This is a genomic window from Kitasatospora sp. NPDC054939 (assembly GCF_053610105.1).
Window position 1 is genome coordinate 5,691 of the sequence record NZ_JBSGXP010000120.1, and the last position, 20,786, is coordinate 26,476.

General features: G+C 73.5%; 10 protein-coding genes. 7 read left to right on the forward strand and 3 right to left on the reverse strand.

The features are described 5' to 3' along the window. Positions 1-222 precede the first annotated feature (222 nt). Positions 223-1,500, forward strand: a complete 1,278-nt coding sequence (locus ACWGB8_RS27960; protein WP_452216381.1) for a hypothetical protein — start codon at positions 223-225, stop codon at positions 1,498-1,500. Between the two features lie 133 nt (positions 1,501-1,633). Here ACWGB8_RS27960 and ACWGB8_RS27965 read toward each other — a convergent pair whose 3' ends face one another. Next, positions 1,634-2,449 carry a class E sortase gene (locus tag ACWGB8_RS27965; RefSeq protein WP_452216382.1) on the reverse strand — a complete coding sequence of 272 codons (816 nt, stop codon included), beginning with the start codon at positions 2,447-2,449 and terminating at the stop codon, positions 1,634-1,636. Between the two features lie 292 nt (positions 2,450-2,741). On the opposite strand from ACWGB8_RS27965, the gene ACWGB8_RS27970 reads away from it, so the two are divergent. After that, a complete protein-coding gene (locus tag ACWGB8_RS27970; protein ID WP_452216383.1) occupies positions 2,742-5,765 on the forward strand; it encodes a bifunctional [glutamine synthetase] adenylyltransferase/[glutamine synthetase]-adenylyl-L-tyrosine phosphorylase in 3,024 nt (1,007 codons plus the stop codon). A gap of 139 nt (positions 5,766-5,904) precedes the next feature. Here the strand turns inward: ACWGB8_RS27970 and ACWGB8_RS27975 are convergent, their stop codons facing one another. Further along, entirely contained in the window at positions 5,905-6,867 is a 963-nt protein-coding gene (locus ACWGB8_RS27975; RefSeq protein ID WP_452216384.1) for a phosphatase PAP2 family protein, read from the reverse strand. A gap of 331 nt (positions 6,868-7,198) precedes the next feature. Between ACWGB8_RS27975 and pulA the strand changes: the two genes are divergently transcribed. From pulA to ACWGB8_RS28000, 5 genes are all read left to right on the forward strand, one after another. Beyond that, on the forward strand, positions 7,199-12,718 hold the full coding sequence (gene pulA / locus ACWGB8_RS27980; protein ID WP_452216385.1) for a pullulanase-type alpha-1,6-glucosidase: 5,520 nt from the start codon (positions 7,199-7,201) through the stop codon (positions 12,716-12,718). Between the two features lie 604 nt (positions 12,719-13,322). Then, complete coding sequence (locus ACWGB8_RS27985; RefSeq protein ID WP_452216386.1) at positions 13,323-15,668, forward strand: M4 family metallopeptidase; 2,346 nt, start codon at positions 13,323-13,325, stop codon at positions 15,666-15,668. A gap of 289 nt (positions 15,669-15,957) precedes the next feature. Further along, entirely contained in the window at positions 15,958-17,277 is a 1,320-nt protein-coding gene (locus ACWGB8_RS27990) for an ammonium transporter (protein WP_452216387.1), read from the forward strand. Then, complete coding sequence (locus ACWGB8_RS27995; protein ID WP_452216388.1) at positions 17,274-17,612, forward strand: P-II family nitrogen regulator; 339 nt, start codon at positions 17,274-17,276, stop codon at positions 17,610-17,612. The genes ACWGB8_RS27990 and ACWGB8_RS27995 overlap by 4 nt, the downstream gene beginning before the upstream one ends. A 247-nt stretch (positions 17,613-17,859) precedes the next feature. Beyond that, entirely contained in the window at positions 17,860-19,620 is a 1,761-nt protein-coding gene (locus ACWGB8_RS28000) for a carbohydrate-binding module family 20 domain-containing protein (protein WP_452216389.1), read from the forward strand. Between the two features lie 127 nt (positions 19,621-19,747). Here ACWGB8_RS28000 and ACWGB8_RS28005 read toward each other — a convergent pair whose 3' ends face one another. Continuing rightward, positions 19,748-20,494, reverse strand: coding sequence for an SDR family oxidoreductase (locus tag ACWGB8_RS28005; RefSeq protein WP_452216390.1), 747 nt, complete (start codon positions 20,492-20,494; stop codon positions 19,748-19,750). Between the last annotated feature and the right edge of the window lie 292 nt (positions 20,495-20,786).

Sequence of the window (20,786 nt, forward strand, 5' to 3'; positions counted from 1 at the left end):
CGGTGGGCCCGGCCCGGTCGCGGGGGGCCCACGTCGTCGGTACGGGGGTCCGGGTGCCCGGAGCGGTGTCCTCCGGAGGGCGGGGCGGGCTGCCCGGGCGGCGTCCCCCGTGCACGTTAATTCGTTAGGCCGATGCGGTTACTCTGCAGCGGTGCGCGCCGTGAGTGGGTGACGGAGGGGCGTATTCAGAAGATCCGTTTTGCGGATCATTCCTGGAGTGTCATGCGTACTCGAATCACCACCCTGGTCGTGTCCGGGCTGGCCTCGGCCGCCCTCGTGTGGGGCGCCGGCGGCACGGCCCACGCCTCGCCCCTCATCGACCACGGAGCAGCGTCCGACTCGGCGGAGGCCCAAGGCGAATGGGTCGACAGCCTCCTGCGCTCGGCCGCGGAGGACACCGGCTCCGCCGTCGGTGCCTGGACCTTCAACGGTCGCAGCACCATCCACTCCGCGCCGGTGGTCCGTCCGGCCCACCGGGCCGACAGCGGCACCGAGGCCGACGACGCCTGGGCCGACGGCCCGGAGTGGGAGGCCGAGGAGTGGGGCGAGGCCGACGCCGTCGAGCAGGACGAGTCGGCCGAGCTGGGCGAGGACGGCGTCGAGCGCAGCCGGCCGATGGCTCCGCCGCCGGCGCTCGCGAGCCCCAAGGGTCTGCCGGCCGGTGGCGGCGAGGACTGCGGCGGGGACGGGCACGGTGGTCATGAGGGTCATGGCGGTCACGAGGGTCACGGCGGGCACGAGGGCCACGGCGGTCACGAGGGCCACGGCGGTCACGAGGGCCAAGGTGGTCACGGCGGCCAGGGCCAGGGCCAGGGCCAGGGCCAGGGTCAGGGGCAGAGCAACGAGCAGGGCCAGGGCCAGGGTCAGGGCCAGGACCAGGGACAGGCTCAGGGCCAGGGTCAGGATCAGGGTCAGGCTCAGGGGCAGAGCCAGAACGGCGCGCAGGCCCAGGACCAGCAGGTCAACGTGGTCGTCGTCGTGCAGAACACCGTCACCAACACCCTCGACAACAGCGCGAACAACATCGCCGCCAGCAACGCGAACAACTCCGCGCAGAACAGCGCGCACAACGCGGCGCACAACGCGGCCCACAACAACCAGTCGGCCGCGCAGGCCAACAACCTGTCCAACGAGCAGAGCCAGAAGAACCACCAGGCCGCGCACAACGTGAACAAGGCCGGCTACGGCACCCACGGGAAGCCGGGCAAGGCGGTTCACCACGGCGGCCGCGAGCACGGGGTGAAGGGCGGGCACCAGGGTTCGGGCAAGGGGCACCAGGCCGGGCACCAGGGTTCGGGCAAGGGGCACCAGAGCGGGTACCACGCTGCGGGCAAGGAGCACCCGAGCGGGCAGCACGGCAAGGACGCGGTGCACAAGTCCGGGCGCCACGGGGAGCTGGCCGAGACGGGTTCCCAGGGGATGCCGGTCCTGATCGGCCTCTCGGCCACCTTCCTGGCGGCGGGCGCGGCGGTGATGCGGCTCGGCCGACGGCGTGCATGACCGGACCCGTCCCCCCGGGGGCCGGGTAACGGTGTACGGGCCGCACTGCGCGGCTGTTCGGCGGGGCGCCGCCCCGGTCGGTCAACGGCCGGGACGGCGCCCCGCCGAACGCCTGTCGGCCGGCTTCCACCGCTCACCCCTCCGCGGGGCCCTGCTTCCGCAGCTCGGGAGGCGGCGTACGGCCCGGGTCCACCGGCTGCTCCCGGACCAGGCTGCCCCAGACGGCCATCCGGTGGAGCGAGGTGTAGACCGGGGTGCAGGTCGTCAGGGTGATGTAGCGGCCCGGCCCGGTGTAGGGGGAACCGGTGGGCACCGGGGCGATGACGCCGGTGTCGTACTTGGAGGTCTGCGGCAGCGTGGCGTCGACGCGGTACACGTACCAGCGGTCGCGGGTCTCCACGACCAGCGGGTCGCCCGGCTTCAGCCGGTCCAGGTCGTGGAACTTCGCGCCGTGGCCGTCGCGGTGGGCGGCGAGGGCGAAATTCCCCCGGGGCTCCCAGGGCATGGCGGAGCCGTACGGCTCCGTGTAGACGCCGGCGACCCCCTCCGCGAGGGTGTCCTCGTCGGTGCCGATCTCGATCAGCACCTGGTAGTCGGGGCCCATCGCGGGCACGTGCAGGAAGCCGATGCCGCCGTCCGCCTCGGAAGGGGCCGGTGCGGCGGTGTCCGCGCCTGCGGTCGGCGGGGCTGCCGGGGCGGCGGTGGCCGTGCCCCCGGTCGGCGGGGCTGCCGGGGTTGCCGGCGCCGCGGCCGACCAGCGCCGGCGCAGCTGCTCGGCGGCGAGAGCTGCGTGCCGGTCGGCCGTGAGGTCCGTCCACCACAGCGCGTGGGCGACCAGCAGGGCGAGCAGCACGCCGGTGGTGACCAGCAGCTCGCCGAGCACGCCGACGGCGACCCGGAAACGGCGCCGGCGTGGGGCCCGCGCTGCCGGCGGGTGCTCGGTCGCCATGGGCCGTCCTTCGGTCGGGGCGGGTGGAGCGGTCGTCGGGCCGGCCGGCCCGGGGCGGGGGCCGGTCGGAGCCGTGTCCTCACCCACGGCGGGCGGGGAGCGGGGCGGGGCGGCATGGTGGGAGGGCCGCCGCCGGAGGTGCCGGACCGGTCATGGGCGTACTTCACCGTGTCCCCGAACGGGCGGGCAAGCCGACACGCCAGGCCGGCGGCCGGGCGGGCCCGGTCCGCGGTCATGCCCGGCGCGGTGCCACGGGGGCGCGTAACCTGCTGAACGGACGGACGGAGGGGCGATGGCGGTGGAGGAGCAGCGGGCCGGGAGCCGGGTGAGCCGGCCGGAGATCAGGCTGGTCCGGCGCGGGTTCACCGACCCGGCGCAGGCGGTGCGGCTGCTCGCCGGCCCGGGGCTGGAGGGCCTCGCCGACGATCCGGTGCTGCTGGACGCGCTGGGCGCCACCGCAGACCCGGACCTCGCCCTGCTGGGCCTCGCCCGGCTGCTGGAAGCCGCCGACCCGGCCGACCGGCAGACCCTGCACGACACCCTCACCGCCTCCAAGCCGCTGCGCGACCGGCTGCTCGGGGTGCTCGGCGTCTCCACCGCGCTGGCGGACCACCTGGCCCGGCACCCGCGGGACTGGCACGTCCTGGTGACCTTCGAGCTGCGCGACATCGACCCCGGCCCGGACGACTTCCGGCAGGCGCTCTCCGAGGCCGTCCGGGACTACGGCGGCGCCGGCCGGGCGGACGGCCTGCGGATCGCCTACCGCCGCTGCCTGCTGGCCATCGCCGCCCGTGACCTCACCGGCACCACCGACCTCGCCCGGACCGCCGCCGCCCTCGCCGACCTGGCCGGCGCCACCCTGCAGACCGCCCTGGACATCGCCGCCGAGGCGGACCCGGAGGCCGCCCGGGCCTGCCGGCTCGCCGTCATCGGCATGGGCAAGTGCGGCGGGCGGGAACTCAACTACGTCTCCGACGTGGACGTCATCTACGTCGCCGAGCCGCGCGAGGGCCACGACGAGCAGGAGGCCGTCCGGGCCGCCACCCGGCTGGCCGCCGCGCTCACCCGGCTCTGCTCCGACACCACCGGCGAGGGCACCATCTGGCCGGTCGACGCCAACCTGCGCCCCGAGGGCCGCAACGGTCCGCTGGTGCGCACCCTGGCCAGCCACCTCGCGTACTACCAGCGCTGGGCCAAGACCTGGGAGTTCCAGGCCCTGCTGAAGGCCCGCCCGGTCGCCGGGGACGCCGAACTCGGCGCCGCGTACACCGAGGCCCTCGCCCCGCTGGTCTGGCAGGCCGCCGCCCGCGACAACTTCGTCACCGACGTCCAGCAGATGCGCCGCCGGGTGATCGACTCGATCCCCGTCACCGAACTCGACCGCCAGCTGAAGCTGGGCCCCGGCGGGCTGCGCGACGTCGAGTTCTCCGTCCAGCTGCTGCAGCTGGTGCACGGCCGCACCGACCCGTCGCTGCGCAGCGCCAACACCCTGGAGGCGCTGGCCGCGCTCTCCCGCGGCGGCTACGTCGGCCGGGCCGATGCCGTCTCCCTGGACACCGCCTACCGCTTCCTGCGCTCGCTGGAGCACCGCATCCAGCTGCACCGGCTGCGCCGCACCCACCTGATGCCCAAGGCCGAGGAGGACCAGCGCCGGCTCGCCCGCTCGCTCGCCGCGCTGATCAACGACGACACCCGGGCCGATCCGGTCGCCGCCCTGCAGCGGGAGTGGAAGCGGCACGCCGTCGAGGTGCGGCGGCTGCACGAGAAGCTCTTCTACCGGCCGCTGCTGGACGCCGTCGCCGAACTGCCGCCGGGGGCCGCCGGGCTCTCACCGGACGCCGCCCGGGCCCGGCTGGAGGCGCTCGGCTACGCCGACCCGGCCGCCGCCCTGCGCCACCTCTCGGCGCTCGCCTCGGGCGTCAGCCGCAAGGCCGCCATCCAGCGCACCCTGCTGCCGGTGCTGCTCGGCTGGTTCGCCGACTCCGCCGACCCGGACGCCGGCCTGCTCAACTTCCGCCAGGTCTCCGACGCGCTCGGCCGCACCCCCTGGTACCTGCGGCTGCTGCGCGACGAGAGCGGCGCCGCCGAACAGCTGGCCCGGGTCCTCTCGGCCGGGCGGCTCGCCCCCGACCTGCTGCTGCGCGCCCCCGAGGCGGTCGCCATGCTCGGCGACCCGCAGGGCCTGCTGCCGCGCGGCCGGGCCGCTCTGGAGCAGGAGGTGCTGGCCGCCGTCGGCCGGGCCGGGACGGTCGCGGCCGCGGTCGCGGCGGCCCGCGCGGTGCGTCGGCGGGAGCTGTTCCGCACCGCCGCCGCGGACGTCCTCGGCCGGCTCGGCGACGACCCCGCCACCGCCCTGGAGGCCGCCGGGGAGGCGCTCACCGCGCTCAACGCCGCCACCCTCCAGGGCGCGCTGCGGGCCTGCATCGCCGGCTGGGAGGCCCGCCACGGCGACCTGCCGACCCGGATCGCGGTCATCGCGATGGGCCGCTTCGGCGGCCGGGAGCTCGGCTACGGCTCCGACGCCGACGTGCTCTTCGTCCACGAGCCGCTGCTCGGTTCGCTGGAGCACGACGCCGCCCTGGCCGCCCAGGCGGTCTGCCACGAACTGCGCACCCTGCTCGCCGCGCCGTCCACCGAACCGCCCCTGGAGGTGGACGCCGACCTGCGCCCGGAGGGCCGCAACGGCCCGCTGGTGCGCACCCTCGCCTCGTACACCGCGTACTACCGGCGCTGGTCGCACGCCTGGGAGAGCCAGGCGCTGCTGCGTGCCGAGCCGGTGGCGGGGGACGCGGAGCTGGGGGAGCGGTTCCGGCTGCTGATCGACCCGCTGCGCTACCCCGGCACCGGGGTGCCCGAGCGGGACCTCGTGGAGATCCGCCGGATCAAGGCCCGGATCGAGGCCGAGCGGCTGCCGCGCGGCGCCGACCCGACCACCCACACCAAGATCGGCCGGGGCGGGCTGGCCGACGTCGAGTGGACGGTCCAGCTGCTCCAGCTCCGGCACGGGCACGAGCTGCCCGCGCTGCGCACCACCCGGACCCGGGCCGCCCTGGCCGCCGCCGAGGCCGCCGGGCTGGTGTCCGCGGAGGACGCGGCGGTGCTGGACGCGGCCTGGGTGCTGGCCTCCCGGGTGCGGGCCGCGGTGATGCTGGTCCGCGGGCGGCCGGGGGACAGCTTCCCCGGCGAGGCGCGCGAGCTGGCCGGGGTGGCGCGCTACCTCGGCTACGGCGCCGGGCACAGCGGCGAGCTGGTGGACGACTACCGGCGCACCACCCGGCGGGCCCGTGCGGTGGTGGAGCGGCTCTTCTACGGCTGAACGCCCGCCGCCCGGCGGGGGCGGGAGGGGCCCGGAACGCCGGAGCGGCCCGCGAGTCGTCTCGCGGGCCGCCGGTGTGCGTGCGGGGCCGTCCGGGGCCGTACGCGTCGTACGGGGGCGCGGCCGTCCGGGGGAGGGGTCAGCGCCGGCCGGCGCTGGCCGCGGGCTCGGTCCACTGCTCGGGGACCGTCATCGGCTCCTCGTCCGCCTCCCGGGCGGGGACCCTCGGCAGCCGGTACGCCCAGACGTGGTAGATCATCCGGGCGGCCAGGTAGCCGACGCCGAGGCAGACGATGCCGCCGACGGCGTCCATCCAGAAGTGGTTGGCGGTGGAGACGATCACGACCAGGGTCGCCACCGGGTAGAGCAGGCCGAGCGCCCGCACCCAGACCGCGCGGGCCAGGAAGAAGATCGTCAGGCCGCACCAGAGCGACCAGCCGATGTGCATCGAGGGCATCGCCGCGTACTGGTTGGAGACCTGCGCGCCCGCGCCGGAGGCCAGCGAGCCCCAGGTCTCGTGCACCTTGACGGTGTCGATGAAGCCGCCGCCGGTCATCAGGCGGGGCGGGGCCAGCGGGTAGAAGTAGAAGCCGACCAGGGCGATCCCGGTGGTGACGAACAGCACCGTCCGGGACGCCGCGTAGCGGCCCGGTTGCCAGCGGTAGAGCCAGACCAGCACGCCGATGGTCACGATGAAGTGCAGCGTCGCGTAGTAGTAGTTCATCCCGACGATGAGCCAGGTGATCCGGTCGACGCCGTGGTTCACCGCGTGCTCGAAGGCGGTCCCGAGGCTGTGCTCGAAGTCCCAGATGGAGGCGGCGTGCCGCTGGGCTATCGCCTCCTGCTCGGGCACCGCGTTGCGGATCAGGGAGTAGACCCAGTAGCTGATGCCGATCAGGGCCAGCTCGAACCAGAGCCGCGGCCGGGCGGGCGAGCGGCGCTGGCCTCGGACGCGCTCGCGCAGCGCGGCCGAACGGGACTGGGCGACGCGGGTGGCTCCGTCGGGCATCCGGACCGGGGGGGTCGGGCCCGTCACGGAACCGGCGCGCACCTCGTCGGCGCGATCGGCGCCGCTCTGCTGGATGTCGGTCGGTTCCCCCATGGACGAGAAGTCTGCCAGACCTCGCGTAGCCGTCTGCTCATCCTGTGGATGTGGATTCTTCACCGGGCGTCCCCCCTGGGGTGTAGGGGGTCGATCCCACCGGGGCTGGGGGTGCGGGTGGTTCTCGGGTGGAGCGGTGGGACGGGCATAGCTCCCATTCTCGCGCCGATCGGATCGGCTGGTGCACCCGGGGTGGTCCGGGGACGGGGCGCGGGAAGACAGGAAGGGGCGGTTTCCATGACGGAAACCGTTTCTGCATCTTGCTGTAACGAATTGCAGCCGCTAGCGTCCTGGCAACTCGATCACCCCTGCCCTCCAGAGGGAGCCCTCAGTGGCCGATGCCCCCGCTCGCCGTCCACGGAGCACCACCCCCCACCGCAGACCCGGCCGCGCGGCCGTGCTGCTCGCGGCCTCGCTGACGGCCGCCACCCTCGGCGCCGTGCCACCGGCCGTCGCCGCCCCGCCCGAGCCGCCCTCCGACCGGGCGCTCGCCGCCACCGCCGGGCGGCACGACCTCACCCGGGAGCAGTTCTACTTCGTCCTGCCGGACCGCTTCGCCAACGGCGACCCGGGCAACGACACCGGCGGCCTCGCCGGCACCCGGCTCGACCACGGGCTCGACCCCGCCGACAAGGGCTTCTACCACGGCGGCGACCTGGCCGGACTGATCCAGAAGCTCGACTACATCCAGGACCTCGGCACCACCGCGATCTGGATGGCCCCGCTCTTCAAGAACAAGCCCGTCCAGGGCGCCGGGGATCAGGCCTCGGCCGGGTACCACGGCTACTGGATCACCGACTTCACCCAGATCGACCCGCACTTCGGCACCAACGACCAGCTCAAGGAGCTGATAGCCAAGGCCCACGCGCGGGGCATCAAGGTCTTCTTCGACGTCATCACCAACCACACCGCCGACGTCATCGACTACCAGCAGAAGCAGTACGGCTACCGCACCACCGGCTCCCACCCGGTGCTCGACACCGAGGGCCGGCCGGTCGACACCACCGCCGTCGCCGACAGCGGCGCGCCCTGGCCGAAGCTGACCAAGGACTCCTTCCCCTACTCCCCGGTCTTCCGCACCCCGGCCGACGCCACCGCCAAGACCCCGGCCTGGCTGAACGACCCCGCGCTCTACCACAACCGGGGCGACTCCACGTTCGCCGGCGAGTCCTCCACCGAGGGCGACTTCTCCGGCCTGGACGACCTCGACACCCAGAACCCGAAGGTGGTCAAGGGCTTCGAGAAGATCTACCAGCAGTGGGTCAAGGAGGCCGGCGTCGACGGCTTCCGCATCGACACCGTCAAGCACGTCAACATGGCGTTCTGGCAGCAGTGGGCGCCCTCGCTCAAGCAGTACGCCGCCCAGCAGGGCAAGCCGGACTTCTTCATGTTCGGCGAGGTGTACTCCGGCGACCCGGCCCTCACCGCGCCGTACGTCACCAAGGGGAAGCTGCAGGCGACCCTGGACTTCCCGTTCCAGAACGCCGCCCGCTCCTTCGTCTCCCAGGGCGGCTCCGCCAAGTCCCTCGCCGAGCTGTACGCGCAGGACCACCGCTACACCACGGCCGCCACCGACGCGTACGAGCTGCCGACCTTCCTCGGCAACCACGACATGGGCCGCTTCGGCTCCTTCCTGCTCTCCGACAACCCGGGCGCCGACGAGGCCACCCTGCTGAAGAAGAGCCGGCTCGCCAACGAGCTGATGTTCCTCACCCGCGGCCAGCCCGTCGTCTACTACGGCGACGAGCAGGGCTTCACCGGCGCCGGCGGCGACAAGGACGCCCGCCAGGACCTCTTCGCCTCGAAGACCCCCTCGTACAACACCGACCGGGTGCTCGGCGGCCCCGCCGGCCCGGCCGACCGCTACGGCCGGGACGGCGAGCTCTACCGGGGCATCGCCGGCCTCGCCGACCTGCGCCGCCAGCACCCCGCACTGACCGACGGCGCCCAGATCGAGCGGTACGCGGCCGACGGCGCCGGCGTCTACGCCTTCTCCCGGATCGACGCCCGCGAGCAGGTCGAGTACCTCGTCGCGGTCAACAACGCGAACGAACCGAAGACCGTCACCCTCGACACCTTCTCGGCCGGCCAGGGCTTCGACCGGATCCACCCCGCCGCCGGGGAGCGGCTGACCAGCGGCGCCGACCGGAAGGTCACCGTCGCCGTGCCGGCGCTCTCCTCGGTCGTCCTCAAGGCCGCCGGGAAGCTCGCCCCCGTCGCCGCCGCCCCGCAGATCACCCTGCGGACCCCCGCCGACGGCTCCACCGGCACCGTCACGCTCGCCGCGGACGTCCCCGGGGGCGGCTTCGACCGGGTCACCTTCGCCGCCCAGGTCGGCGACGGCCCCTGGCAGACGCTCGGCACCTCGGACACCGGCAGCCACCGGGTCACCCACGACCTGTCGGCCGCCGCGCCCGGCACCGCCGTCCGCTACAAGGCCGTCGTCGAGGACTCCAGCGGCCACCTGCGCTCCACCACCGGCGGCTTCACCACCGGCACCCCCGCACCCGTCCCGGCGCCCAGCGCCACCACCCGTTCGTACGCGCTGGTCCACTACCAGCGCAAGAACGGCGACTACGACGGCTGGAACCTCTACGCCTGGGGCGACATCGCCGAGGGCGAGGCCACCCCGTGGCCGGCCGGGCACGCCTTCACCGGCCGGGACGCCTACGGCGCCTTCGCCTGGGTGAAGCTCAAGCCCGGGGCCTCCGAGGTCGGCTTCATCGTGGAGAAGGACGGCGTCAAGGACGTCGACGCCGACCGCCGGATCGACGTCGGCGCGACCGGCGAGATCTGGGTCAAGGAGGGCGACCCGACCGTCCGCACCGCCAACCCGGACCCGGTCACCGCCCCGCCCGCCGGCACCGCCGTCATCCACTACAACCGGGCCGACGGCGACTACGACGGCTGGGGCCTGCACGACTGGACCGGCGCGGCGAACCCCACCGACTGGGGCAACCCGCTGATGCCGGTGCGCCGCGACGCCTTCGGCGCCGTCTTCGAGGTGCCGCTCGCCCCCGGTGCGACCAGCCTCAGCTACATCCTCCACCGCGGCAACGACAAGGACCTGCCCGCCGACCAGTCGCTCGACCTCACCGTCGACGGCCGCGAGGTCTGGATCCTCGGCGGCCGCGAGGGCTACCTGCTGCCGCAGCGCGCCGCCTCCTCCTCCCAGCTGGACCCCGGCTCGGCCAAGGCCCAGTGGATCGACGCCCGCACCGTCGTCGTCCCCGAGAACTACGGCGCCAACGACGCGGCCCTGGCCGGCGGCGCCAGCGCCCAGCTGGTGTACGACCCCGAGGGCGGCATCACCGCGACCGGCGGCACGCTCTCCAAGCCCGGCCGGTGGATCCGCCTGGAGCCGGTGAAGGGCGGGCTGACCGCCGCCCAGAAGGCCGCCTACCCGCACCTGTCCGGCTACCGGGCCTTCGCGGTGGACGCCCGCGACGCCGGACGCGTGCCCGCCGCCCTGCGCGGCCAGCTGCTCTTCACCGAGCGGCTGCCCGGCGGCGCCCCGCTGGTCGCCACCGGCGTGCAGGTCCCCGGCGTCCTGGACGACCTCTACGCCCGCCGCACCGGCCGGGTGGACTTCGGACCGACCTACTACAACGGCAAGGTGGCGCTCTCGCTCTGGGCGCCCACCGCGCAGGAGGTCTCCGTCCAGGTCTTCGACACGCCCACCGGCGGCACCCCGCGGACCCTGCCGCTGAAGCGCGACGACGAGACCGGCGTCTGGGAGGTCGTCCGGGACCGGGCCGAACTGGACGGCAAGTACTACCTGTACCAGGTCAAGGTCTGGGCACCCACGGTGCAGCAGGTGGTCGTCAACACCGTCACCGACCCCTACTCGGTGGCGCTCTCCACCGACTCGAAGCGGAGCCTGGTCGCCGACCTCGCCGACCGCCGGCTCAAGCCCGCGGGCTGGGAGAACCACGCCGTCCCGAAGCCCGTGGCGCCGAACCTGCAGCAGATCCAGGAGCTGCACGTCCGCGACTTCTCGGTCGAGGACACCACCGTCCCCGCCGACGAGCGCGGCACCTACCTGGCGTTCACCCGCTCCGAGTCGGCCGGGATGAAGCACCTGCGCGAACTCGCCGCGGCCGGCGTCACCACGATCCACCTGCTGCCGACCTTCGACATCGCCACCATCCGGGAGAACCGCGCCGAGCAGAAGCTGCCCGCCTGCGACCTGAAGGCGCTGGCGGCGGACAGCGAGAAGCAGCAGGAGTGCGTCGCCGCCGTACGCGCCGAGGACGCCTACAACTGGGGCTACGACCCGCTGCACTACAACACCCCCGAGGGCTCGTACGCCACCGACCCCAACGGGACTGCCCGCACCGTGCAGTTCCGGCAGATGGTGCAGGCCATCCACGGCGCGGGGCTGCGGGTCGTGCTGGACGTCGTCTACAACCACACCGCGGCATCCGGCCAGGCCGAGCACTCCGTCCTCGACCGGGTGGTGCCCGGCTACTACCAGCGGCTCGACGCCAACGGTCGCGTGACCACCGACAGTTGCTGCGCCGACACCGCTCCCGAGCACGCCATGATGAACCGGCTGGTGGTCGACTCGGTGACCACCTGGGCGCGCGAGTACAAGGTCGACGGCTTCCGCTTCGACCTGATGGGCCTCGACCCGAAGTCCACCATGCTCGACGTCCAGGCCGCGCTGCGCCGGATGACCCCGGACTCGGACGGCGTCGACGGCAAGAACGTCCTGCTGTACGGCGAGGGATGGAACTTCGGGGTGGTCGCCAACGGCGCCCGGTTCGAGCAGGCCACCCAGCTGAACATGGCCGGCACCGGCATCGCCACCTTCGACGACCGGCTGCGCGACGCCGCACGCGGTGGCAACTACCAGCTTTCCTCCGCCCCGCAGCAGGGCTTCGCCTCGGGCCTGTACACCGACCCGAACGGCTCGCCCGACAACGGCGGCAAGGAGCAGCAACTCGCCCGTCTCAAGCACCAGATGGACCAGATCAAGGTCGGCCTGACCGGCAACCTGGCCGGCTACTCCTTCACCGACAGCTCCGGCCGGCGGGTCACCGGCGCGCAGGTCGACTACAACGGCGCCCCGACCGGGTACGCGGCGAAGCCCGGCGAGTCGCTGGAGTACGTCGACGCGCACGACAACGCCGACCTGTACGACGCCCTGGCGTACAAGCTGCCGACCGGCACCGCGCCCGCCGACCGGGCCCGGATGCAGGCGCTGGCGCTCGCCCTGACCGCGCTCGGCCAGGGCCCGGGCTTCGCCCAGGCCGGCAGCGACCTGCTGCGCTCCAAGTCCCTGGACGCCAACTCCTACGACTCCGGCGACTGGTACAACGCCATCCAGTGGCCCGGCTCGCCCGGCACGGCGGCGAACGGCAACGGCTGGGGCCGCGGCCTGCCGCCGGCTGCGGACAACAAGGAGATGTGGCCGCAGGCGAAGTCCCTGCTGGCGAACCCGAAGCTGCGGATGGGCCCGGCGGAGACGGCCGCGACCACCGCGCAGTACCAGCAGTTCCTGCGGATCAAGCGCTCCTCGCCGCTGTTCGCACTGCCCACCCTGGCCGAGGTCCAGAAGCGGCTGGGCTACCCGCTCTCCGGCACCGCCGGGGAACTGCCGGGAGTGATCACGCTGCAGCTGGACGGCACCGGGCTGGCCGGCGCCGAGAAGGGGATCACCGTGGTGTTCAACGCGACGCCGGACGCCCAGCGGCAGACCGTGGCCGGGCTGAAGGGCACCGCCCAGGCGCTGCACCCGGTGCAGTCCGCCGGCAGCGACCCGGTGGTCAAGGAGGCCGGGTTCGACGCGGCCACGGGCACGTTCACCGTGCCGGGCCGGACGGTCGCGGTGTTCGTCCAGCGCTGACGGTCCGGCTCTGACGGTCCGGCGCCGGCCGTCCGGCGCTGACCCGGCCAGGGCCGACCGGCCGGGGCCGGAGGGCTCCCGAGGGCCCCGTACCGCCGTGCGCGGTACGGGGCCCTTTCGCGCCGCACGCCGTTCGGGTGGCCGGAAACCGACGGTGGCACGGCCGGAAAGCCGAGGTGTCGCACCCCCGCGGTGCCGGTGTCCGCGATGTGGACCCCGGGCGGGCTCCGACTGCTGGTCAGTGCCGACCCGGGGGTGGTCGAACGGGCAGTCAGCAATGAAAACCGTCTCCACAATGTTCCGTGGCTGTAACAGAGTTGGCGTTCCGGCGGATGAGGGGGCGGAGTTGCTAATCGGCCAAACCCTGGCATGCATCTGTCATTCACGGCTCGTTTGCTGCCACGATTCCTCCGGCTGCAGACGCGGGGGTCCCCCACCCTCCGGTGCAGCTGTCCCAGGTCCGGTACAGCGCATCCCTTCCGCAACTGCTCCGTCACCGCACCCGCGCCGCACACCGGCGGCGGGGGCCCCCACTGGCCGCAACCCCGCGGCCAGGTTCTCTCCACCGCGCGCGCACCCGCGCCCGGTCGGAAAAGGAGTCCGCATGTCCCGCTACACCCATGCACGGAAGGCGGCGGTTGTCATGGCCGCCACTACCGCGCTGTTGGTGACCGGAATACCCGTCATCGCCCAGGCGGCCAGCCCCGACGCGAGCTCCGCGGTCGGCCAGTCCACCGCACTCGCCGCCTCGCGGGCCCAGCTCATCGCCGCCGCCGAGCAGCAGGGCGCCGCCCTCGCTCCGGCCCTGGGCCTGGGCAGCCAGGAGAAGCTGGTAGCCAAGGACGCCATCAAGGACGCCGACGGCTCCCGCCACCTGCGCTACGAGCGGACGTACGCCGGCCTGCCGGTGCTCGGCGGCGACCTGGTCGTGCACCTGACTCCGAACGGCGCCACCAAGGGCGTCGACAAGGCGAGCAACGCCGAGCTGACCGGGGTGAGCACCACCCCGAAGCTGGCCGCGCCGAAGGCCCAGGAGGCCGCGCTGGCCGCCGAGTCCGGCTCCTCCGTGGAGGCCGCGCCCCGGCTCGTCGTCTTCATCGCCGACGGCACCCCGAAGCTCGCCTGGGAGACCGTCGTCACCGGCACCGGCTCCGACGGCACCCCGAGCCGCCTGAAGGTCGTCACCGACGCCACCACCGGCACCGTGCTGGCCAAGAACGAGACCATCCACACCGGGACCGGCAAGGGTGTCTTCGTCGGCAACGTCACCGTCAACACCACCCAGTCCGGCAGCAGCTACCAGCTGAAGGACGGCCCGCGCGGCGGTCACTACACCACCGACATGAAGAACGGCACGTCCGGCAACGGCACGCTGTTCAGCAAGGCCAGCGACACCTGGGGCGACGGGACCGCCACCAACCGCGAGTCCGCGGCCGTCGACGCCCACTACGGCGCGGCCGCCACCTGGGACTTCTACAAGGCCGCCTTCGACCGCAGCGGCATCCGCGGTGACGGCGTCGGCGCCTTCAGCCGCGTCCACTACGGCAACAACTACGTGAACGCGTTCTGGGACGACTCCTGCTTCTGCATGACGTACGGCGACGGTGACGGCAACACGCACCCGCTGACCGAGCTGGACGTGGCGGGCCACGAGATGACCCACGGGCTCACCTCGGCCACCGCCAACCTGAACTACTCCGGCGAGTCCGGCGGCCTCAACGAGGCCACCTCGGACATCTTCGCGGCGGGCGTCGAGTTCTTCGCCAACCTGCCCTCGGACGTGCCGGACTACAACGTCGGCGAGCTGATCGACATCCGCGGCAACGGCACCCCGCTGCGCTACATGGACAAGCCCTCCAAGGACGGCTCGTCCAAGGACTCCTGGTACTCCGGGATCGGCGGCGTGGACGTCCACTACTCCTCGGGCGTCGGCAACCACTTCTTCTACCTGCTGTCCGAGGGCAGTGGCGCGAAGGTCATCAACGGGGTCAGCTACAACAGCCCGACCGTCAACAACATCACGGTCACCGGCATCGGTCGCGACAAGGCGCTGAAGATCTGGTACCGCGCGCTGACCACCTACATGACCTCCACCACCAACTACGCGCAGGCCCGCACCGCGACCGAGAAGGCCGCCACGGACCTGTACGGCGCCGGCAGCGCGGAGCTCACCGCGGTCGGTACGGCCTGGGCGGGCGTCAACGTCGGCCAGCTGCCCCCGAACCCGGGCGGCGTGACCGTCACCAACCCCGGCAACCAGACCACCAAGGTCGGCACCGCGGTCAACCTGGCCGTCCAGGCCACCGGCGGCACCGCCCCGCTGAGCTACTCGGCCACCGGTCTGCCGGCCGGCCTGTCGATCAACGCCTCCACCGGCGCGATCACCGGCACCCCGACCACCGTCGGCACCTCCAACGTGACGGTCACCGCGAAGGACTCCGCCAACAAGACCGGCAGCGCCTCCTTCACCTGGACCGTCAGCGACAGCAGCAGCACCTGCACCCCGGCGCAGCTGCTCGGCAACGCGGGCTTCGAGACCGGCTCCGCCGCGCCGTGGACCGCCACCAGCGGCGTGATCGACAACGGCTCCTCGCAGGCCGCGAAGAGCGGTTCGTGGAAGGCCTGGCTGAACGGCTACGGCTCGACCCGCACCGACAGCCTGACCCAGACCGTCACCATCCCGGCGGGCTGCAAGGCGACCCTCTCCTTCTGGCTGCACATCGACACCAACGAGTCCGGCTCGACGGTGTACGACAAGCTGACCGTCACGGTCAACGGCACCGCGCTGAAGACCTACTCGAACGTGGACGCGGCCGCGGGCTACCAGCTGCGGACCTTCGACCTCTCGTCCTACCAGGGCAAGAGCGTGACCCTGAAGTTCAACGGCACCGAGGACTCCTCGCTGCAGACGAGCTTCGTGGTCGACGACACCTCGATCGCCACCAGCTGACGCTGAGGCGGTAACCGAGGGAAGACAGGTGGGCGGGGCCCGGCGGCGCGAGCTGCCGGGCCCCGTCGTCGCGTCCGCCCGGGGGCCGCCGTGGGGAGGGCCGCTGTGAGAGCCGCTGCGAGGAGGGCCGCCGCGAGGGCCGCTGTGAGGGCCGGGAAACCGGGCCGCAACACGAAACACGGCCGAAACGCCGGTGAGGCCGACCGGTAATCCGCTCCCGCAAAACTCTCCCATCCGCCGCGCGCACCCCACCCCGGCGCGGGCGCCGTCTGGGAAGGCTCCTCCTCGTATGCTGCTGGCTGACTCGCCCCCCGTGCTCGACACCGGTGACACCGCCTGGCTGCTGGCCGGCACCGCCCTCGTCCTGCTGATGACCCCCGGTCTGGCGCTGTTCTACGGCGGCATGGTGCGCACCAAGAGCGTGCTCAACATGATCATGATGAGCCTCGTCTCGATCGCCGTGGTCACCGTGGTCTGGCTGCTGGCCGGCTACTCCCTGGCCTTCGGCCCGGACGCCGGCGGCTGGGGCCTGATCGGCGGCCTCGACCACCTGGGCATGGCCGGCATCGACCCCTCGGCGCTGACCGGACGGGTCCCGACCCTGCTGTTCGCCGCCTTCCAGCTGACCTTCGCGATCGTCACAGTGGCGCTGATCAGCGGCGCCATCGCGGACCGGGCGAAGTTCGGCGCCTGGGTGGCCTTCACCGCGGCCTGGACCCTGCTGGTCTACGTCCCGGTGGCGCACTGGGTGTTCTCGCCCGGCGGCTGGATCCTGGCGAAGCTGGGGGCGCTGGACTTCGCCGGCGGCCTGGTCGTCGAGGTCAACTCCGGGGCGAGCGGCCTCGCCCTGGCGCTGCTGCTCGGCCCGCGGCTGGGCTTCCGCAAGGAGGCGATGCGCCCGCACAACCTGCCGATGGTGGTGCTCGGCGCGGGCCTGCTCTGGTTCGGCTGGTTCGGCTTCAACGCGGGCTCGGCGCTGGGCGCCAACGGCCTGGCCGCGGCCGCCCTGCTCAACACCCAGGCGGCGGGCTGCACCGGCCTGCTCGGCTGGCTGCTGGTGGAGAAGCGCCGCGACGGCCACGCCACCACGCTGGGTGCGGCCTCCGGTGCGGTGGCCGGGCTGGTGGCGATCACGCCGTCCTGCGGCAGCGTCGACCTGCTGGGCGCGCTGGTGATCGGCTTGGCCGCGGGCGTGGTCTGCTCGTACGCGGTGAGCTGGAAGTTCCGCCTGGGCTACGACGACTCGCTGGACGTGGTGGGCGTGCACTTCGTCGCCGGGGTGATCGGCACCGGCCTGATCGGCGTGTTCGCCACCGCGACGATGACCGGCGGCGCCTCCGGCCTGCTGCACGGCGGCGGCCCCGGGCAGCTCGGCAGGCAGCTGGTCGCCGTCGCGGCGGTCGCGGCGTACGCCTTCGCGGCCACGTACGGGATCGGGAAGGCGATCGACCGGGTGATGGGCTTCCGGGCCAGCGAGGAGCACGAACTCGGCGGACTGGACCTCGCCGTGCACGCCGAGAGCGCGTACGATCACGGCGTTCTGGGCCACGGCACCACGGCCCACGCCGCCGTGCTCGCGCACTCGTCCGACAGGGCCACCGCCTCATGAAGCTGATCACCGCGATCGTCAAGCCGTTCAAGCTGGACGAGGTCAAGAACGCGCTGCAGGCCATCGGCGTGCACGGGCTGACCGTCACCGAGGCGAGCGGGTACGGGCGCCAGCACGGGCACACCGAGGTCTACCGGGGCGCCGAGTACCGGATCGACCTGGTGCCGAAGGCCCGGATCGAGGTCGTCGTCGAGGACGCGGACGCGGAGCGGGTGATGGACGAGATCGTCCGCGCCGCCCGGACCGGGAAGATCGGCGACGGCAAGGTCTGGATGGTGCCGGTGGAGGGCGTCGTCCGGGTCCGCACCGGCGAGCGCGGGCCGGACGCCGTCTGACCCCTTCGTACCCGCCCCTCCCGGGGCCGCCCCTCGACAGGCGCCGCAGGCCGTCCGGCCGGCGGCGCCTGCTGCGTTGCGCTGTTGCCTTCGTCGCGTGCCGGAACCCTTGACGGGGCGGGTGGTTACTCCTAGGTTCGGCGCTGCAAGTTTCCTGCAAGTTTCAGAAACCGCTGCCAATGCGCCACTCCGGGCCGGCCCCATACCGGCCCAAGGCTGCCCCACCCCAGCCACCCCAGGAGACATCGTGGTCACCACCGCCCCCTTCCGTCGGCATGCCCGCACGGCCGGAGCGCTCACCGCCTCGGCGGCCCTCGCGCTCTCCCTGACCGCCGCGTTCACCACCGCCGCGGTCACCGTCGCCCCCGGCGCCCAGGCCGCGCCGCCGAGCGCCAAGGACGTCACCGCCACCCTCTTCGAGTGGCGCTTCGACTCCGTCGCCAGGGCCTGCACCGACACCCTCGGCCCCAAGGGGTACGGCTTCGTCGAGGTCTCGCCGCCCCAGGAGCACATCCAGGGCAGCCAGTGGTGGACCTCCTACCAGCCCGTCAGCTACCGGATAGCCGGCCGCCTCGGCGACCGCACCTCCTTCAAGAACATGATCGACACCTGCCACGCGGCGGGCGTCAAGGTCATCGCCGACGCGGTGATCAACCACATGTCCGCGGGCTCCGGCACCGGGACCGGCGGCACCGCCTACGGCAAGTACACCTACCCCGGGTACTACCAGGACTGGGACTTCCACTCCTGCCGCAGCGCGATCAGCAACTACGGCGACCGCGGCAACGTGCAGAACTGCGAGCTGGTCAACCTCTCGGACCTCAACACCGGCTCCCCGTACGTCCAGCAGACCATCGCCGCCTACCTGAACGACCTCGCCTCGCTCGGCGTCGACGGCTACCGCATCGACGCCGCCAAGCACATGGCGGCCGGCGACCTCGCGGCGATCAAGTCCAAGACGTCCAACCCCAACGCCTACTGGGTGCAGGAGGTCATCTACGGCGCCGGCGAGCCGGTCCAGCCCTCCGAGTACACCGGCACCGGGGACGTCGACGAGTTCCGCTCCGGCACCTGGCTGAAGAGCGCCTTCCAGGGCGGCCGGATCTCCGACCTGGCCGGCTGGGGCTCCGGCCTGCTGCCCACCGACAAGGCCCGCACCTTCGTCGACAACTGGGACACCGAGCGCAACGGCTCCACCCTCACGTACAAGGACGGCTCCGCCTACACCCTGGCCAACGTCTTCATGCTGGCCCACCCGTACGGCTCGCCCAACGTCTACTCCGGCTACGCCTTCAGCGGCCACGACGACGGCCCGCCGAACGGCGGCACCGTCAACGCCTGCTACACCGACGGCTGGAACTGCACCCACGCCTGGCGCCAGGTCGCCAACATGGTCGGCTTCCGCAACGCGGTCGCGGGCACCGCGATGACCGACTGGTGGTCCAACGGCAACAACGCGATCGCCTTCGGCCGCGGCGGCAAGGGCTTCGTGGTGATCAACCGCGAATCCGGGCAGCTCACCCAGACCTTCCAGACCTCGCTGCCGGCCGGCACCTACTGCGACGTCCAGCACGGCGAGGCGAACGGCAGCGGCGGCTGCACCGGTCCCTCCTACACCGTCGGCGCGGACGGCCGCTTCACCGCCACCGTCGGCGCGGGCGACGCCGTGGCCCTGCACGTCGGGGCGACCGGCACCGGCAGCGGGATCCCGGCCGCCGGCGGCGCCGCGTTCGCGGTGAACGCCACCACCAGCTGGGGCGAGAACGTCTACGTGGTCGGCAGCACCGCGGCCCTCGGCGGCTGGGACCCGGCCAAGGCGCTGCCGCTCTCCTCGGCCGCCTACCCGGTCTGGAAGCTGGACGTGACGATGACCGCGGGCACCGCCTTCGCGTACAAGTACCTGCGCAAGAACGGCTCCGGCGCGGTGACCTGGGAGTCCGGCGCCAACCGGACCGCGACCGTCCCCGCCTCCGGCAAGGTGGCGCTCAACGACACCTGGCGGCCGTGACGCCCCCGGGCGCCCCCGTCCCTCCTGACGGCCCGTGACGGCCGCCCCGCGCTCCACCCGCGCGGGGCGGCCGTCAGCGCGTCGCGGCGAAGTTCGCCCCGGCGGCCGACCGGCTCGGGGCCAGGGGCTAGCCCCGCCCGATGTACGGCATCGCCGTCGCCATGACGGTGGCGAACTGCACGTTCGCCTCCAGCGGCAGGCCGGCCATGTGCCGCACCGTGCGGGCCACGTCGGCGGCGTCCATGGTCGGCTCGACGGCGATCCGCCCGTCCGCCTGCCGCACCCCGGTGCCCATCGCCGCCGTCATGTCGGTCGCCGCGTTGCCGATGTCGATCTGGCCGCAGGCGATCCGGTACGGGCGGCCGTCCAGCGACAGCGACCTGGTCAGCCCGGTCACCGCGTGCTTGGTCGCCGTGTACGCGATCGAGTGCGGGCGCGGCACGTGCGCCGAGATCGAGCCGTTGTTGATGATCCGGCCGCCCTGCGGGTCCTGCCGCTTCATCTGCCGGAACGCCGCCCGGGCGCAGAGGAAGGCGCCGGTCAGGTTGAGGTCGACCACCGCCCGCCACTCGGCGACGTCCAACTCGTCCACCGGGGTCGGCGCGCCGAAGGTCCCGGCGTTGTTGAACAGCAGGTCGACCCGGCCGAAGCGCTCCACGGCCGCCGCGAACAGCGCGTCCACCGCCGCCGGGTCGGTCACGTCGGTCGGCACCGCCAGTGCCCCGCCGCCGGCCAGCCCCGCGGTCTCCCGCAGCGGCTCCGCGCGGCGCCCGGCGAGCACCGGTCGCCAGCCGGCCGCGGCCAGCTCCACGGCCACCGCGCGGCCCACCCCGCTGCCGGCTCCGGTGACGACGGCGATCTGCTGGGACGGCATGGCGGTCTCCTCGTACGGGTGCCGGGGCGGGCGCGGGCTCCGGGGCGGGGCTGATCGTCCGATCGTGCCCGACCGGAGGGCGGCCGTCACTGGTAGGAGGATCCAAGAGGCGGCGCGACCGACCCGCCCGCCGCTGTGGCCACCGCCGTCCCGGCCCCCTGGCCCGCGGCCGTCCGGCCACCCCTGCCGTGGGGGGGGGGGGGGGGCCCCCCCCCCCGGCGGGGCGGGGTGGGCCCCGGGGGGGGCGGGGGAGCACCCCCGGGCCGGGCCGCGGCGGCGCCCCCGCCGCGGC

What these genes read in the sequence shown, in the direction of transcription:
- ACWGB8_RS27960 (WP_452216381.1), top strand. Translation starts at nt 223, where the DNA reads ATGCGTACTCGAATCACCACCCTGGTCGTGTCCGGGCTGGCCTCGGCC.
- ACWGB8_RS27965 (WP_452216382.1), bottom strand. Translation starts at nt 2,449, where the DNA reads ATGGCGACCGAGCACCCGCCGGCAGCGCGGGCCCCACGCCGGCGCCGT.
- ACWGB8_RS27970 (WP_452216383.1), top strand. Translation starts at nt 2,742, where the DNA reads ATGGCGGTGGAGGAGCAGCGGGCCGGGAGCCGGGTGAGCCGGCCGGAG.
- ACWGB8_RS27975 (WP_452216384.1), bottom strand. Translation starts at nt 6,867, where the DNA reads ATGGGGGAACCGACCGACATCCAGCAGAGCGGCGCCGATCGCGCCGAC.
- ACWGB8_RS27985 (WP_452216386.1), top strand. Translation starts at nt 13,323, where the DNA reads ATGTCCCGCTACACCCATGCACGGAAGGCGGCGGTTGTCATGGCCGCC.
- ACWGB8_RS27990 (WP_452216387.1), top strand. Translation starts at nt 15,958, where the DNA reads ATGCTGCTGGCTGACTCGCCCCCCGTGCTCGACACCGGTGACACCGCC.
- ACWGB8_RS27995 (WP_452216388.1), top strand. Translation starts at nt 17,274, where the DNA reads ATGAAGCTGATCACCGCGATCGTCAAGCCGTTCAAGCTGGACGAGGTC.
- ACWGB8_RS28005 (WP_452216390.1), bottom strand. Translation starts at nt 20,494, where the DNA reads ATGCCGTCCCAGCAGATCGCCGTCGTCACCGGAGCCGGCAGCGGGGTG.